The organism is Variovorax sp. GW531-E2, from assembly GCF_059423125.1.
Genome location: NZ_JBWKXQ010000037.1, coordinates 20,958 through 36,622, shown reverse-complemented (window position 1 = coordinate 36,622; position 15,665 = coordinate 20,958). Strand labels below are relative to the sequence as shown.

Annotated in this window: 13 protein-coding genes; 5 read left to right on the top strand and 8 right to left on the bottom strand. The window is 67.8% G+C overall.

What is annotated here, in order from left to right; all coding sequences use genetic code 11:
* Positions 1 to 31 precede the first annotated feature (31 nt).
* Entirely contained in the window at positions 32 to 376 is a 345-nt protein-coding gene (locus AC07XP_RS20630) for a hypothetical protein (protein WP_056580768.1), read from the top strand.
* A 24-nt stretch (positions 377 to 400) separates the two neighbouring features.
* Here the strand turns inward: AC07XP_RS20630 and AC07XP_RS20625 are convergent, their stop codons facing one another.
* Entirely contained in the window at positions 401 to 3,010 is a 2,610-nt protein-coding gene (locus tag AC07XP_RS20625) for a [protein-PII] uridylyltransferase (protein WP_495265712.1), read from the bottom strand.
* A 22-nt stretch (positions 3,011 to 3,032) separates the two neighbouring features.
* The gene (map, locus tag AC07XP_RS20620) at positions 3,033 to 3,857 is read right to left on the bottom strand and encodes a type I methionyl aminopeptidase (RefSeq protein WP_099789155.1); all 825 of its coding nucleotides are present in this window, start codon (positions 3,855 to 3,857) and stop codon (positions 3,033 to 3,035) included.
* A 157-nt stretch (positions 3,858 to 4,014) separates the two neighbouring features.
* Between map and purL the strand changes: the two genes are divergently transcribed.
* Positions 4,015 to 7,983: a phosphoribosylformylglycinamidine synthase gene (purL, locus tag AC07XP_RS20615; RefSeq protein WP_495265711.1), complete on the top strand. Its 3,969-nt coding sequence runs from the start codon at positions 4,015 to 4,017 to the stop codon at positions 7,981 to 7,983.
* A 107-nt stretch (positions 7,984 to 8,090) separates the two neighbouring features.
* Here purL and AC07XP_RS20610 read toward each other — a convergent pair whose 3' ends face one another.
* A complete protein-coding gene (locus tag AC07XP_RS20610) occupies positions 8,091 to 8,774 on the bottom strand; it encodes a GntR family transcriptional regulator (RefSeq protein WP_095745340.1) in 684 nt (227 codons plus the stop codon).
* Positions 8,775 to 8,897: 123 nt separating this feature from the next.
* On the opposite strand from AC07XP_RS20610, the gene AC07XP_RS20605 reads away from it, so the two are divergent.
* The 3 genes from AC07XP_RS20605 to AC07XP_RS20595 are packed head-to-tail and all read left to right on the top strand — an operon-like array spanning position 8,898 to position 11,983.
* Positions 8,898 to 9,584 carry a DUF2848 domain-containing protein gene (locus AC07XP_RS20605; RefSeq protein WP_495265710.1) on the top strand — a complete coding sequence of 229 codons (687 nt, stop codon included), beginning with the start codon at positions 8,898 to 8,900 and terminating at the stop codon, positions 9,582 to 9,584.
* A gap of 16 nt (positions 9,585 to 9,600) precedes the next feature.
* Entirely contained in the window at positions 9,601 to 10,959 is a 1,359-nt protein-coding gene (locus AC07XP_RS20600) for an amidase (protein ID WP_495265709.1), read from the top strand.
* Between the two features lie 37 nt (positions 10,960 to 10,996).
* Positions 10,997 to 11,983: a Bug family tripartite tricarboxylate transporter substrate binding protein gene (locus AC07XP_RS20595; RefSeq protein ID WP_495265708.1), complete on the top strand. Its 987-nt coding sequence runs from the start codon at positions 10,997 to 10,999 to the stop codon at positions 11,981 to 11,983.
* A 49-nt stretch (positions 11,984 to 12,032) separates the two neighbouring features.
* Here AC07XP_RS20595 and AC07XP_RS20590 read toward each other — a convergent pair whose 3' ends face one another.
* The 5 genes from AC07XP_RS20590 to AC07XP_RS20570 all read right to left on the bottom strand — a co-directional run bounded on the left by AC07XP_RS20590 (position 12,033) and on the right by AC07XP_RS20570 (position 15,650).
* Positions 12,033 to 12,818: a peptidylprolyl isomerase gene (locus AC07XP_RS20590; RefSeq protein ID WP_062471282.1), complete on the bottom strand. Its 786-nt coding sequence runs from the start codon at positions 12,816 to 12,818 to the stop codon at positions 12,033 to 12,035.
* A 129-nt stretch (positions 12,819 to 12,947) separates the two neighbouring features.
* The gene (locus tag AC07XP_RS20585; RefSeq protein WP_056580792.1) at positions 12,948 to 13,226 is read right to left on the bottom strand and encodes a BolA family protein; all 279 of its coding nucleotides are present in this window, start codon (positions 13,224 to 13,226) and stop codon (positions 12,948 to 12,950) included.
* Complete coding sequence (locus tag AC07XP_RS20580) at positions 13,223 to 13,762, bottom strand: septation protein A (protein ID WP_062471286.1); 540 nt, start codon at positions 13,760 to 13,762, stop codon at positions 13,223 to 13,225. The genes AC07XP_RS20585 and AC07XP_RS20580 overlap by 4 nt, the downstream gene beginning before the upstream one ends.
* Positions 13,759 to 14,172, bottom strand: a complete 414-nt coding sequence (msrB, locus tag AC07XP_RS20575; RefSeq protein WP_070060682.1) for a peptide-methionine (R)-S-oxide reductase MsrB — start codon at positions 14,170 to 14,172, stop codon at positions 13,759 to 13,761. Before msrB ends, AC07XP_RS20580 begins: the two co-directional genes overlap by 4 nt.
* Positions 14,169 to 15,650, bottom strand: a complete 1,482-nt coding sequence (locus tag AC07XP_RS20570) for a protein adenylyltransferase SelO (protein WP_495265707.1) — start codon at positions 15,648 to 15,650, stop codon at positions 14,169 to 14,171. The genes msrB and AC07XP_RS20570 overlap by 4 nt, the downstream gene beginning before the upstream one ends.
* Between the last annotated feature and the right edge of the window lie 15 nt (positions 15,651 to 15,665).

Here is a 15,665-nt window from a genome sequence, read left to right as displayed (position 1 = left end):
GCTTCAGGCTGGTTTCAAGGAGCAAGACAAGATGCGCATGACGTTTGGCCGGCACGGGTTTCTTCTGACGGCTGCGGCCCTGGCTGCGGTGCTCGCGGGCTGCGAGGCCCCGCCCAAGGACCGGCCGCTCACCTCCGAAGTGCCGGCGCCGCCGAGCTTCGCGCCCCCGCCCGAAAGTTGCCAGGCGCCGGAAGTGCGCTTTGCGCTCGGTATGCAGGCGACGCGCCCCTTGCTGGAAGAAATGCGCCAGCGCGCCGGCGCGAAAACCGCCCGCACCGTACCGGCCACGGCACCGGCCGACCCGGCTCAGGACGCGACGCGCCTGAATGCGCAGGTCGATCCCACGGGTCGCATCCTCGGCGCGTACTGCGGCTGAGCCGCACCCGCCAAGTCCGCGGCCTCACTGGGAGGCCAGTGCCTCCATCAGGTCGGTCTCGATGGCCAGCTGCGTCTTCTGGCCTTGCAGTTCCGGCCCGCTGATCAGGAAGGTGTCTTCCACCCGTTCGCCCAGGGTCGTCACCTTCGCCAGCTGCAGGTTCAGGTGATGCCGCGCGAGCACGCGCGCCACCGAATACAACAGGCCCGCACGATCGCTGGCCGAGATGCTGAGCAGCCAGCGCTGCGCCTTGTCGTCGGGCACGAGGCTGATGCGTGGCTTGATCGGAAAGCTGCGCACCCGGCGTGACACGCGCCCCATGCTCGGCGCGGGCAGCGCGCCGGCCTCGGTGAGCGTTTGCGCCAGGCCGGTCTCGACCATGCTGATCAGGTCGCGGTAGTGGTCGGGCTGGAAAGTCGTCACCACCTGGAAGGTGTCGAGCGCATAGCCGTTGCTCGTGGTGTGGACCTTGGCGTCGAGGATGCTGAACGAGGCCTGGTCGAAATAGCCGCAGATGCGCGCGAACAGGTCGGACTGGTCGGGCGTGTAGACCACCACCTGCAGCCCTTCGCCCACCGGCGACAGGTGCGCGCGCACGATGGGCAGGGCCTTCGGGTCGATGGGCACGTTCTTCGGCGGCACGAAGCGCGACAGCTGCTTGGCGTGCCAGGCGATCTCGGTGGCGTCGTGGCGCATGAAGTAGCCGACGTCGAGCGTGTCCCACAGCGCCTTGTGCGCCTCGAAGCGCTGGGCGTGCAGGGCCAGCAGCACCAGCGCCTCGCGCTTGCGGGCCTCGACCTCGGCGTCCGGGTCGGGCATGCGTCCGCCCAGGGCGCGCAGGGTGAAGCGGTACAGGTCTTCGAGCAGCTTGCCCTTCCAGGCATTCCACACGCGCGGCGAGGTGCCGCGGATGTCGGCCACCGTCAGCAGGTAAAGCGCCGTGAGGTAGCGCTCGTTGCCCACGCGCTTGGCGAAGGCACCGATCACCTCCGGGTCGCCCAGGTCCTGCTTTTGTGCGACCTGGCTCATCACCAGGTGCTCGGCCACGAGGAATTCGATGAGCTTGGCGTCTTCGCGGGCGATGCCGTGCTGCTTGCAGAAGCGCTGCACGTCGCGCGCGCCGAGCGTGGAGTGGTCGCCGCCGCGGCCCTTGGCGATGTCGTGGAAGAGGGCGGCGACGTAAAGAATCCAGGGCTTGTCCCAGCCGGCCGCGAGCTGCGAGCAGCCCGGGTACTCGTGCGCATGCTCGGCGATGAAGAAGCGGCGCACGTTGCGCAGCACCATCAGGATGTGCTGGTCGACCGTGTACACGTGGAACAGGTCGTGCTGCATTTGCCCCACGATGCTGCGGAACACGCGCAGGTAGCGTCCCAGCACTGAGGTCTGGTTCATGAGCCGGAAGGCATGCGTGATGCCGTAGGGCTGCTGCAGGATCCGCATGAAGGTCACGTGGTTGACCGGGTCGTTGCGGAACTTGCTGTCCATCACGTGGCGCGCGTTGTACAGCGCACGCAGCGTGCGCGCCGACAGGCCCTTCACGCCGATGGTCTTCTGGTACAGCAGGAAGGTCTCGAGCACCGCGTGCGGCTCGCGCTCGTACAGGTCGTCGCTGGCGATCTCGATCAGGCCGGCGCGCTCGTAGAAGCGCTCGTTGATCGTCGTGGGCTGCTCGTCGATGGGCTGCAGCCGCTCGGAAATATTGAGCAGCAGGATCTGGTTGAGCTGCGACACCGCCTTGGCGGCCCAGTAGTAGCGACGCATCAGCGCCTCGCTCGACTTGCGTTGCGACTCGCTCTCGTAGCCGAAGCTCGCGGCCACGGCGGTCTGCAGGTCGAACACCAGCCGGTCTTCGCGCCGGTTGGCAATCACGTGCAGGCGGGCGCGGATGAGTGAGAGCAGGGCCTCGTTGCGCTTGATCTGCTGCGCCTCGAAGGGCGTGGCCAGGCCGTTCTTGGCCAGGTCGTCCCAGCGGCTGCCGAAGCCGGCGGCCTTGCTCATCCAGAGGATGGTCTGCAGGTCGCGCAGGCCACCGGGCGATTCCTTGCAGTTGGGTTCGAGCGCGTAGGGCGTGTTGTCGAACTTCTGGTGGCGGTGCCGCATTTCCTGCGACTTGGCCACGAAGAAGGCCTGCGGGTCGATCGCCTGGGTGAAGCGGCGGCGGAAGGCCGCAAAGAGCTTCTTGTCGCCCGTGATCAGGCGCGATTCGAGCAGCGAGGTCTGGACCGTGATGTCCTTGGCGGCCTCGTCCAGGCACTCCTCGAGCGTGCGCACGCTGGAGCCGATCTCGAGGCCGGCGTCCCAGCACTGGCCGATGAAGGCCTCGATGCGGGCCGGCTCGACGCTGCTGTCCTGGCCCTCGGGCGGCAGCAGCAGCAGCACGTCGACGTCGGAGTACGGAAACAGCTCGCCGCGTCCGTAGCCGCCCACCGCGACCAGCGCGAAGGCGTCGCCGAAGCCGGCTTCGTTCCACAGCGCCGTGAGCGTCTGGTCGGCCAGCGCCGAGAGCTGGCGCAGCACCGTGTGGACGCTGCGGGTGGGCGCGCGTGCGAAGCGCAGGGTGTCGAAAAGGGCGAGCTTTTTTGCGCGATAGGCTTCGCGCAGCGTCGCCACGTCGATCTTGGCTGCTTCGATCACGGCGGGGGCGCGCTGGGGCGCGTCAGGTTTTGGTGGAGGTGACGAAGGCCGGCAGCGGCGGGCTGCCTTCGGAGAGCGTCAGCACCTCGTAGCCGGTCTCGGTGACGAGCACCGTGTGCTCCCACTGGGCCGACAGCGAGTGGTCGCGCGTGACGATGGTCCAGCCGTCGTACTGGCCGCCCTTGAAGTCTTCCTTCACGTCGCGCTTGCCGGCGTTGATCATCGGCTCGATGGTGAAGATCATGCCGGGCTTGAGCTCTTCCATGGTGCCCGGGCGGCCGTAGTGCAGCACCTGGGGCTCTTCGTGGAAGCGCTGGCCCACGCCGTGGCCGCAGAACTCGCGCACGATCGAAAAGCCCTGGCCCTCGGCGAACTTCTGGATCGCATGGCCCACGTCGCCCAGGTGGGCGCCGGGGCGCACCTGCAGGATGCCGTGCCACATGGCTTCGAAGGTGACGCTGCACAGGCGCTTGGCGGCAATGGAGGCGTCGCCGATCACGAACATGCGGCTGTTGTCGCCGAACCAGCCGTCCTTGATGACGGTGACGTCGACGTTCATGATGTCGCCCTTCTTCAGGGGCTTGTCATTGGGGATGCCGTGGCACACCACGTGGTTCACCGAGGTGCACAGCGACTTCGGGAACGGAACGCTGCTGGCGCCCATGTAGCCCACCGTGGCCGAGGTGGTGCCCTGCTTGACCATGTACTCGGCGGCCAGCCGATCCACGTCGTTGGTCGTGATGCCGGGCTTGATGAAGGGCGTGAGGTAGTCCAGCACCTCGGACCCGAGGCGGCAGGCGACCCGCATGGCTTCGATGCCTGCGGCGTCTTTGTAGGTAATGCTCATGCCCCGAATTATCCCATTCGGCAAGCTAAAATTCCGGGTTAACGCGGATGACCCCAGTCAGCGGCCATCCGCCCAGATTCCTGATTCCCAACGCGGCCCCCGAGGCCCCCAATCGACCGTGACGCAGCCCGCACCTCAAGCCCTTCCTGTCGTAACCATGTTCGAGGGCGGCAGCGCACTCAGCGACTTCCGTGCGCGGCAACTGCTGCCGAAGCTGCAGGCCATCGAGCCGCGCATCGAGGGCATTTCGGCCCGTTTCGTGCACCTGGTGGTCACCGATGCGTCGCTGGGCGACGCCGACCGCGAGCGCTTTACCGCGCTCCTGACCTACGGCGAGCCCTTCGAGGCCCCGGCGGCCAAGGCGAGCGCCTCGGTGGTCGTCACGCCCCGCCTGGGCACCGTGTCGCCCTGGGCCTCCAAGGCCACCGACATCGCCCACAACTGCGGCCTGGCGCTGCGCCGTGTGGAGCGCGTCACCCAGTACCACCTGAAGCTGAAGGCGCCGCTGATCGGCAAGACCCCCGTGCTCGAAGGCGACGCGCTCGCCGCCGTGGCCGGCCCGCTGCACGACCGCATGACCGAATCGGTGCTCGCCGCCGTCGAACAGGCGGCCAGCCTGTTCAGCGAGCTGCCGGCCCAGCCGATGGCGCAGGTCGACGTGCAAACGGGCGGGCGCGACGCCCTGGTGGCAGCCAATACCGGCTTCGGCCTGGCGCTGGCGGAAGACGAAATCGATTACCTCGTCGAAGCCTTCACCCGCTTGGGCCGCAACCCCAGCGACGTCGAACTGATGATGTTCGCGCAGGCCAACAGCGAGCACTGCCGCCACAAGATCTTCAACGCCAATTTCACCATCGACGGCGTGGCCCAGCCCCAGAGCCTGTTCTCGATGATCCGCCACACCGAGAAGCAGAACCCGCAGCACACGGTGATCGCCTATGCGGACAACGCCTCGGTGATGGAAGGCGCGACCATCGAGCGCTTCATTCCGGCGAACGGCTCGCAGAGCTATCAAAAAGATAGCGCCCTGAGCCATGTGCTGATGAAGGTCGAGACGCACAACCACCCGACCGCGATTTCCCCGTTCCCCGGCGCCTCGACCGGTGCCGGCGGCGAGATCCGCGACGAAGGCGCCACCGGCCGCGGCTCCAAGCCCAAGGCCGGCCTGACCGGCTTCACGGTCTCCAAGCTCTGGCCCGAAGACGGCCACTACGGCAAGCCCGAGCACATCGCCAGCCCGCTGCAGATCATGACCGAGGGCCCGCTGGGCGGCGCCGCGTTCAACAACGAATTCGGCCGTCCCAACCTGCTGGGCTACTTCCGCGAATACGAGCAGGCGGTGACGAGCGACCTGGACACCGTGCAGCGCGGCTACCACAAGCCCATCATGATCGCGGGCGGCCTGGGCAGCATCGACGCCACGCAGACCAAGAAGATCCAGTTCCCGGCCGGCTCGCTGCTGATCCAGCTCGGCGGCCCGGGCATGCGCATCGGCATGGGCGGCAGCGCTGCCAGTTCGATGGCCACCGGCGCGAATGCGGCCGAGCTCGACTTCGACTCGGTGCAGCGCGGCAACCCCGAAATCGAACGCCGTGCGCAGGAGGTCATCAACCACTGCTGGCAGCAGGGCGCGGCCAACCCGATCCTGGCGATCCACGACGTGGGCGCCGGCGGCCTGAGCAACGCCTTCCCCGAGTTGACCAACGACGCCGGCCGCGGCGCGCGCTTTGACCTGCGCGCGGTACCGCTCGAAGAGTCGGGCATGGCGCCCAAGGAAATCTGGTGCAACGAAAGCCAGGAGCGCTACGTGCTGGCCATCGCGCCGGAATCGCTCGAGCAGTTCAAGGCCTTCTGCGAGCGCGAGCGCTGCCCGTTCTCGGTGGTCGGCGTGGCGACCGAAGAGCGCCAGCTGCTGGTGGCCGATGAAGGCGCGGCCGTGCAGCCGGTCGACATGCCGATGGACGTGCTGCTGGGCAAGCCGCCCAAGATGCACCGTGACGTGAAGACCGTGGCGCGCACCTTCAAGCCCCTCGACCTCACGGGCGTCGACCTGCAGAAGGCCGCCATCGACGTGCTCGCGCACCCGACCGTGGCTTCGAAGCGCTTCCTCATCACCATCGGCGACCGCAGCGTGGGCGGCCTGACGCATCGCGACCAGATGGTCGGCCCGTGGCAGGTGCCCGTGGCCGATTGCGCCGTGACGCTGGCCGACTACAAGGGCTTTGCCGGCGAAGCCATGAGCATGGGCGAGCGCACGCCGCTGGCCGCGCTCGACGCGCCGGCCTCAGGCCGCATGGCCGTGGCCGAAGCCATCACCAACCTGCTGGCCGCGCCGATCGAGCTGTCGCGCGTCAAGCTGTCGGCCAACTGGATGGCCGCTTGCGGCGAACCCGGCGAAGACGCCGCGCTGTACGAGACCGTCAAGGCCGTGGGCCTGGAGCTGTGCCCGGCGCTGGGCGTGTCGATTCCGGTCGGCAAGGATTCGCTGTCGATGCGCACGCAGTGGAAGGACGATGGCGAAGCCAAGAAGGTCACCTCGCCCGTGAGCCTGATCGTCACCGCCTTCGCCTCGCTGGCCGACGTGCGCGGGACGCTCACGCCGCAGCTCGACACCACCGAAGACGACACCACGCTCGTGCTCATCGACCTCGGCCGTGGCCAGCACCGCATGGCGGGCAGCATCCTGTCGCAGACGCTCGGCCAGAGCGGCGACACCGTGCCCGACCTCGACGACCCGGCACAGCTGGTCGCGCTGGTCAATGCCGTGAACGCGCTGCGCGCCGACGGCAAGATCCTCGCGATGCACGACCGCAGCGACGGCGGCCTGTTCGCCACCGCCTGCGAAATGGCCTTTGCCGGCCACGTCGGCGTGGCGCTGAACGTCGACATGCTGGTCACCGAAGGCGACGGCATTTCCGACAGCCGCATGGAAACCGGCGACGCCAAGAACTGGGCGCAGCAGGTCAGCGCGCGCCGCGAAGAGCTCACGCTCAAGGCGCTGTTCAACGAAGAGCTGGGCATGGTGCTGCAGGTGCGCACCGCCGAGCGCAACGACGTCATGCAGGTGCTGCGCGCCCACGGCCTGAGCACGCACAGCCACTTCGTCGGCAAGACGCGACCGACCAGCTCGGCCATGGACGCCGGCAAGGGCAAGCTCGAAGTCTGGCGCGATGCCAAGTCGGTGTTCAGCGCCTCGCTGCACGACCTGCACCAGGTGTGGGATTCGGTCAGCTGGAAGATCGCCCGTGAGCGCGACAACCCGGCCTGCGCCGACGCCGAGCACGCTGCGGCCGGCGTGCCGAACGACCCGGGCATGCATGTGTTCCTGCCGAACGCCCCGGTGGCACCGGCCATCCTGCAGTCGCGCCCCAAGGTCGCGATCCTGCGCGAGCAGGGCGTCAACTCGCACGTCGAGATGGCCTATGCCTTCACCGAAGCCGGCTTCGAGGCCTTCGACGTCCACATGACCGACCTGCAGACGGGCAGGGCGGACCTGGCCGCGTTCAAGGGCGTGGTCGCCTGCGGCGGCTTCAGCTACGGCGACACGCTGGGTGCCGGCATCGGCTGGGCGCGCAGCATCACCTTCAACCCGAAGCTGGCCGAGCAGTTCAAGACCTTCTTCGGCCGCGCCGACACCTTCGGCCTGGGCGTGTGCAACGGCTGCCAGATGTTCGCCGAGCTGGCCGACATCATCCCGGGCGCCGAAGCCTGGCCGCGCTTCACCACCAACCAGAGCGAGCGTTTCGAGGCGCGCCTGTCGATGGTCGAGGTGCTCGAGTCGCCCAGCATTTTCTTCGCGGGCATGGCCGGCAGCCGCCTGCCGATCGCGGTGGCGCACGGCGAGGGCTATGCCAACTTCAAGCACCGCGGCGACGCCGCCAAGGCCATCGGCGCGATGCGCTTCGTGGACAACCACGGCCAGCCGACCGAGCAGTACCCGTTCAACCCGAACGGCAGCGCAGGCGGCCTGACCTCGGTCACCACGCCGGACGGCCGCTTCACCGCCGTGATGCCGCACCCGGAGCGCGTGTTCCGCAACATCCAGATGAGCTGGACTTCGGGCGACAAGAGCGAGCTGAGCCCGTGGATGCAGATCTGGCGCAACGCGCGCAAGTGGGTGGGTTGATCGGACATCGTCAGGCTGTGCAGGCGGCTTGACCTCAGTCAACAAGAAATGCCCTCCAGGCTTTGGCCTGGAGGGCATTTTTCATTGGGCGCGCCTGAGGCGTCCGATCAGCGCTGGCTGTTCAGCATCGACGCCTTGAACGACAGCACATGCGTCTTCGCCGCTTCGGCCGCTGCATCAGCGTCGTGCCGCTGCAGCGTGGCGACGATGGTGCGGTGCTCCTCGATCACCTCCGCCAAGTGCCCCTCGGCCGCCAGTGAGATCGCCCAGAAGCGCTGCGAGCGCGCATGCAGCACGCTCAGGATGTCCTGCAGCATCGCGTTGCGCGCCGCCGCCGCGATCTTTTCGTGGAAGAGGCGGTCCAGGTTCATCACCGACATCGCATCGCGCCGCTGCGCCGCGGCTTCGAACTGCTCGGCGATGGCCTGCAGCTCGGCCAGCTCGGCCTCGGTGATGGCCGCTGCGGCCAGGCGCATGCACAGCACCTCGTTCACCAGCCGGACCTCGATGAGCTCCAGCGCGTCATTGATCGACAGCGGTGACGCCATCGCGCCCTTGCGCGGAATGATGCGGACCAGGCCCTCGGCCGACAGGCGGTGCAGCGCCTGGTTCACCGGCGTGCGGCCCACGCCCAGCCGCTCCATCACCTGGGCGGTGTTGAGGTATTCCCCGGGCTTGTAGGCCAGGGTCACCAGGGCTTCCTTCAGGCGCAGGTAAGCGGTTTCGTTGAGGGAGATGGCTGCTTCGGGCCGCCGGACGGGGGCTTTGCGGGCGGGCGTGGCTGCGTTCATCGGGGCGGGAGGGTCATGGTGGAGTTCCCCGATGGTACCTGCGGGAAATCCCTTTGAAGTTTTTGTGGACTCACTGTAATATCGTTGTGAAATTTCACTGAAACTTCAATCGAGCTGCCACCCATGAAACTGTCTTTCGAACTTCCCGAGGGGAATACCCCGCAAACGCTGAGTTTCGAGGCCCGGCACCTCGTGATCGCCGGCTGGACCGGGCGCGACACCGCCGCCATCGAGCACCACATCGAGGAACTCGCCGAGCTGGGCGTGCCCGCGCCCAGCACCGTGCCGCTGTTCTACCGGGTGGCCACCCAGCAGCTGAGCCAGGCCGATGTCGTGCAGGTGGTGGGGGCCGACACCTCGGGCGAGGTCGAGCCGCTGCTGTTCCTGCATGGAGGCGAATTCTTCGTCTCGATCGGCTCGGACCACACCGACCGCGCGCTGGAAGCGCACAGCGTGGCGCTGTCCAAGCAGATCTGCGTCAAGCCCGTGGCGCGCAGCGCCTGGCGGCTGGCCGACGTGCAGGAGCGCTGGGACACGCTGGTGCTGCGTTCGTGGATCGAGGAGGGTGGTGAATGGCGCCTCTACCAGGAGGGCACGCTGGCCGCGCTGCGCTCGCCGGCCGATCTGCTGGCGCGCTGCGCCGCGGCCGACGGCGAACCGGCAGACGGCTTCGCGATGACCTGCGGCACGGTCGGCGCCATTGGCGGCATCCGCTCGGCCGCGCGCTTTCGCATGGAGCTGGTGGACGAACACACGGGCCGCCGCATCACGCACGAGTACCGCGCGGTCTCGCTGCCGATCGTCGCCTGACGCACGAGGACCGCACATGCCCGCCGTGATCTCCCTCGAAGCCGCCCGCGCCGAACTGGCCACAGGCCGCACCACCTCCGCCGCGCTGACCGCCTCGGCGCTGCAACGCATCGCCGATCCCGCCGGCGAAGGCGCGCGCACCTTCACGCGCGTGCTGGCAGACCGTGCCCGGCACCTCGCGCGCGCCTCCGACAGCCTGCGCGAAGCCGGCGTCGTGCGTTCTCCACTCGAAGGCCTGCCGGTCTCCGTCAAGGACCTGTTCGACGTGGCCGGTGAAACGACGACCGCCGGCTCCGTCGTGCTGCGCGACGCGCCACCCGCCGCGCACGACGCCGAGGCCGTGCGGCGCCTGCTGGCGGCGGGCGCAGTGCTGGTCGGCAAGACGAACATGACCGAGTTCGCGTACTCCGGCCTCGGCCTCAACCCGCACTACGGGACGCCGGCCAATCCGTGGCAGCGCGGCGAGCGACGCATTCCCGGCGGCTCGTCCTCGGGCGCAGCCGTGGCGGTGGCCGACGGCATGTGCGTCGCGAGCGTCGGCAGCGACACCGGCGGCTCGGCGCGCATTCCGGCGGCGCTGTGCGGCATCACCGGCTTCAAGCCGACGGCGCGCCGCATGCCCGGCACCGGGCTCGTGCCGCTGTCGCACAGCCTCGATGCGGTCGGCGTGATGGCGCTCGACGTGGCCGGCTGCGTGGCTATGGATGCGGTGCTGTCCGGCGTGTCAGAGGCGCCCCGAACGCAGCACCTGCGCCAGGCCCGCTTCGCGGTGCCGACCACGCTGGTGCAAGACGGCATGGACGCGCACGTCGCGGCAACCTTCCAACGCGCGCTGCAGCGCCTCTCGGCCGCTGGCGCGCAGCTGGTCGAGCTGGCGGTGCCCGAGTTCGACGAGCTCGCAGCCATCAACGCCGCAGGCGGCTTCAGCGCGGCCGAGTCATGGGCGTGGCATGCCGAGCTGATCGAACGCAGCGGCAGCGGCTACGACCCGCGCGTGCTCAGCCGCATCCTGCGCGGCAAGGACTTCACGGCGCGCGCCTACCTCGCGCTGCAGGCACAGCGGGCCGACTGGCAACTTCGCGTGGCCGCGCGCCTGGGCGAATTCGATGGCTGGCTCATGCCGACCGTGCCGCTGGTGGCGCCGCGCATCGAGGCGCTCGACGCCGACGAGGCGCAGTACGTCGCCGTCAACGCCGCGATGCTGCGCAACCCCTCCATCGTCAACTTCATGGACGGCTGCGCCATCTCCTTGCCCTGCCACGCGGCCGGCGAAGCGCCCGTGGGCCTGAGCCTTGCTGGCCTGCCGATGCGCGACGCCGCGCTGCTCGCGTGGGCCGCCGACATCGAACGCACCCTGCGCGCCACCGCCGATTGACCCGTCTGCCAACCCTCAAGAAACTCCGGAGAACCTCATGACCCAGCGCTTCCGTTTCCCGCTCGCCTCGCTTGTCTGTCTTGCCGCCGGCCTGGCGTGCATCGTGCCCGCCGCCCATGCGCAAGATGCCTATCCGTCCAAGCCGATCCGCATGGTCGTGCCGTTCCCGCCGGGCGGCAGCATCGACATGACGGCGCGCCTGGTCGGCCAGAAGCTCTCGACGGCGTTGGGCCAGCCCGTGCTGGTGGACAACCGTCCCGGCGCCAGCGGCAACATCGGCATGGACTACGTCGCCAAGGCCCCGAAGGACGGCTACACGCTGTTGATGGTGCACACCGGCCTGGCCTCTAACGGGCACATGTTCGCAAAGCTGCCCTATGACCCGATCAAGGACCTGGCACCCGTGATCCGCGTGGCCGACCAGCCCAACGTGCTCATCATGAATCCCAAGTGGACGTTCAAGAACGTCGGCGAGCTGGTGGCCTATGCCAAGGCCAACCCCGGCAAGCTCAGCGTCGGCACCTCGGGCGTGGGCGGCCCGCAGGACGTGGCCGCACGCCGCTTCATGCAGATGACCGGCACCGATCTGCTCAACGTGGCCTACAAGGGCGGGGCGCCCGCGCTGTCCGACCTGGTCGGCGGCCAGATCGACATGATGTTCGAGACCTCGCCGACCGCCGTGCCCTACGCCAAGAGCGGCAAGCTGAAGGCGCTGGCGGTCACGGGCGACAAGCGCGTGTCGACCTTGCCCGACGTGCCGACGGTGGCCGAGTCCGGCGTGCCGGGCTACCGCTTCATGGGCTGGGTCGGCCTGGTGGCGCCGGCCGGAACCCCGGCACCGGTCATCGCCAAGCTCAACGAGCAGGTGCAGGCGCTGCTCAAGAACGCCGACACGCAAAAGCAGTTCACCGACCTCAGCCTGGAAGTCATCGGCGGCTCGACGGCGGACTTCACAAGTTTCGTGCGCAAGGAGTCGAACGACTACGCCCGCTTCGTGAAAGACTTCAACATCACGCCGCAATGAAAAAAGCCCCGCGATTGCGGGGCTTTTTCTTGGGCGATGGGCCGCAGGCTTACTCGACCTTGGCCTTCGCGCGCAGGTCTTCCTGGTACTTCTGCAGGCGCTGCTGCTGCAGCTGCTGCGTGATCTGCGGCTTCACTTCTTCCAGCTTCGGCAGTTGGGCCTGGCGGATGTCGTCGACGCGGATGATGTGGTAGCCGAACTGGGTCTTGACCGGGGCAGGGGTGGTCTCGCCCTTCTTGAGCTTGATCATCGCTTCCGAGAACTCGGGCACGAAGCTGGCGGGGTTGGCCCAGTCGAGGTCGCCGCCGTTGGCGCCCGATCCCGGGTCCTTGCTCTGCTTCTTGGCGATGTCTTCGAACTTGGCGCCCTTCTTCAGGTCGGCCATGATCTTCTTGGCCTGGTCTTCGGTCTCGACCAGGATGTGGCGGGCCTTGAATTCCTTGCCGCCGTTGGCTGCCACGAACTTGTCGTACTCGGCCTTCACGTCGGCGTCGGACACCGCGTTGGTCTTGCGGTAGTTCTCGAACAGCGCGCGGATCAGGATGGCCTGGCGGGCGAGTTCGAGTTGGTTCTTGTAGTCCTCGGTGGCGTCCAGGCCTTGCTTTTGCGCTTCCTGCATGAACACTTCGCGCGCCACGATTTCCTCGCGCAGCTGACTTTGCATCTCGGGCGTCACCGGGCGGCCCGCGGCAGCCAGCTGCTGGGCCAGGACGTCCATGCGGGCCTTGGGCACCGGCTTGCCGTTGACGATGGCTGCGTTCTGCGCCAGGGCCGACAGGGGGAGTGCACCGATCAGCGCTGCGGCCGCAACGGCCTGCAAGATGTGTTTTTTCATGAAATGAATATCAGGCTGGAGAGGAAATGCGCGTGTAGGAAAAGGCGCGGGAAAGAAAGCAGGAATCAGGAGAAAAGAAGGAGAGGGTGGGCGGCCGCGGCGAACGCGGCAAGCAACCGATTGGACGACTCAGAGCACCTCGATGGCGATGGCGTGCAGACCCTGTGCGATAAAAACTTGGAGGGCATCATACACAAGCCGATGCCGCGCCACGCGGGGCTTTCCGTCGAACAGCGGGGAGGCGATGCGCACCCGGAAATGCGTGCCGTAGCCCTCGGCGTTGGCGCCCGCATGGCCCGCGTGGGCGGCGCTTTCGTCGATCACTTCGAGCTGCGTGGGCGAAAGCGATGCGCGCAGCGCCGCCTCGAGTGCGGCCACGGTGGGCAGGGGGATGGTGGTGGTGGTCATGCGGTCGGCTTGTCTTCCTTGAGGTGCGGCGCGATGTACAGGCCCTGCGCCACCAGGAAGACGATCGGGAACACGTAGCCCCAGAGCTTGAAGTTGACCCAGGCCTCGGTCGTGAAGTAGGCCGCCACGTAGCCGTTGATGAGCGCCATGAAGAGGCAATAGCCGATCCACGCCACGTTGAGCCGGCCCCAGATGCGCTCGGGCAGCTCGAGCTGTGCGCCCAGCAGCATCTTCAGGAAGTTCTTCTTCAGCGCCCACAGCGCCACCGCCAGCGCGACGGCCATGGCGCCGTACAGCACCGTCGGCTTCCACTTGATGAAGCGGTCGTCGTGCAGCACCAGCGTGAGCGTGCCGAACAGCAGGATGAGCACCAGTGTGGCCTTCTGCATTGCCTGCAGCTTGCGTTCCATCGCGTAGATGACGGCCATCTGCACCACGGTGGCGGCCATCAGCACGCCGGTGGCGGTGTAGATGTCGGCGAACTTGTAGGCGCCGAAGAACAGCAGGATCGGAAAGAAGTCGAGGAGCAGTTTCATTTCTTCTTCTGGAAGTCGAGCGAGGCCGAGTTCATGCAGTAGCGCAGGCCGGTTTCGGTGGGGCCGTCGGGGAACACGTGGCCCAGGTGGGCGCCGCAATTGGCGCACACGTTCTCGGTGCGCACCATGCCGTGCGAACGGTCGACGATGTTGCGGATGGCGCCCGGCACGGCTTCTTCGGAGAAGCTGGGCCAGCCGCAGCCGGCGTCGAACTTGGTGGCCGCTTCGAACAGCTTGGCGCCGCAGCAGATGCAGTGGTAGGTGCCGTCGTCCCAGTGGGCTTCGTACTTGCCGGTGAAGGGGCGTTCGGTGGCGGCGTGGCGCGTCACCTCGAAGGCGGCGGGTTCGGCACCCTTCTCAGCGAGCAGGGCTTTCCATTCGGCGTCGGTTTTCTGTACGGGCGTGGTCATGAGGAGCAGCTGATTTCGATCGTGGAGGCCCAGTCGGGCGGGAAGCCGGCGTAGTCGTCGGCACCGGGGTGTTCTTCACATGGGGTTTGGAGCAGCGTCAGCAAGGTTGCCACACCCGCATGGTCCTTTTGCTGACTGGCTTCGATGGCCTGTTGGCCCAGGTGGTTCCGCAGCACGAACTTGGGGTTCGACTGCAGCATCAATTTTGCCGCTTCGGCGCGCTGCGATTGTGCATGGCGCTCCGAAAAAGAGAGCATCCAGGCATCGAAGCCGGCCCGGTCGAGGAACAGGTCGCGCACCGGCTCCACGTTGCCGTCGGCCATGTGATTCGACAGGCGGCGCCAGAAGATGGTGTGGTCGACCTTCTCGGCCGCCATCAGCTTGAGCACGCCCTCGATCAGCGCCCGGTCGCCCTCGGCGGGCGTCGTGAGGCCCAGCTTGGCGCGCATGCGGTCTTCGAAGGCGTTGGGGAACACGGTCTTGTACGACTCCAGCGCGGCCACGGCGATTTCCTGGTCGCCGATCAGCGGCAAGAGTGCCTGCGCCAGGCAGAACAGGTTCCAGTAGGCGACGTTGGGTTGCTGGTTGAAGGCGTAGCGGCCCTGGGTGTCGCTGTGGTTGCAGATGTGGCGCGGGTCGAAGCCGTCGAGGAACTGGAACGGGCCGTAGTCGATGGTGAGCCCGAGGATGCTCATGTTGTCGGTGTTCATCACCCCGTGGCAGAAGCCCACGGCCTGCCACTGGGCGAGCAGGGCGGCGGTGCGTTCGCTCACGGCCTCGAGGAAGGCGGCGTAGGCATTGCCGTTGAAGCGCGCGGTGGCGCGGCATTCGGGGTAGTAGCGGTCGATGACGTAGTCGGCCAGCGCGCGCAGCTCGTCTTCGCGCTGGTTGGCGGCGAAGTGCTCGAAGTGGCCGAAGCGGATGAAGCTGGGCGCCACGCGGGTCACGACGGCGGCGCTTTCGGGGGTCTCGCGATAGATGGGCGCGTCGGAGCCGGTCACGCACAGCGCGCGCGTGGTCGGAATGCCCAGGCCGTGCATGGCCTCGCTGCACAGGAACTCGCGGATGCTCGAACGCAGCACGGCGCGGCCGTCGCCGCCGCGCGAGTAGGGCGTGCGCCCCGCGCCCTTGAGCTGCACTTCGAGCCCGCCCTCGGTCTCGCCGAGCAGGATCGCGCGCCCGTCGCCCAGCTGCCCGGCCCAGACGCCGAACTGGTGGCCGCTGTAGACCGTGGCGAAAGGCCGCGTGCCGACGACCGGCAGGCTGCCGGTGAGCGCGGCGAGCGTGGTGTCCGAGTCGCGCCAGCCGGGCGGCAGGCCCAGCTCGCGCGCCACGGCGTCGCTGTGGCCGACCCAGTACGGATCGGGCAGCGGCGTGGGGCGCAGTTCGGTGAAAAAGGCGGGGCCCAGCGTCGAGAAGCCGGGCTTCCAGCGCAGGCCCAGGTCGGCGACCGGGGTGTCTTCGGCTAACAAGCTCATGCCCGGATTGTCCGG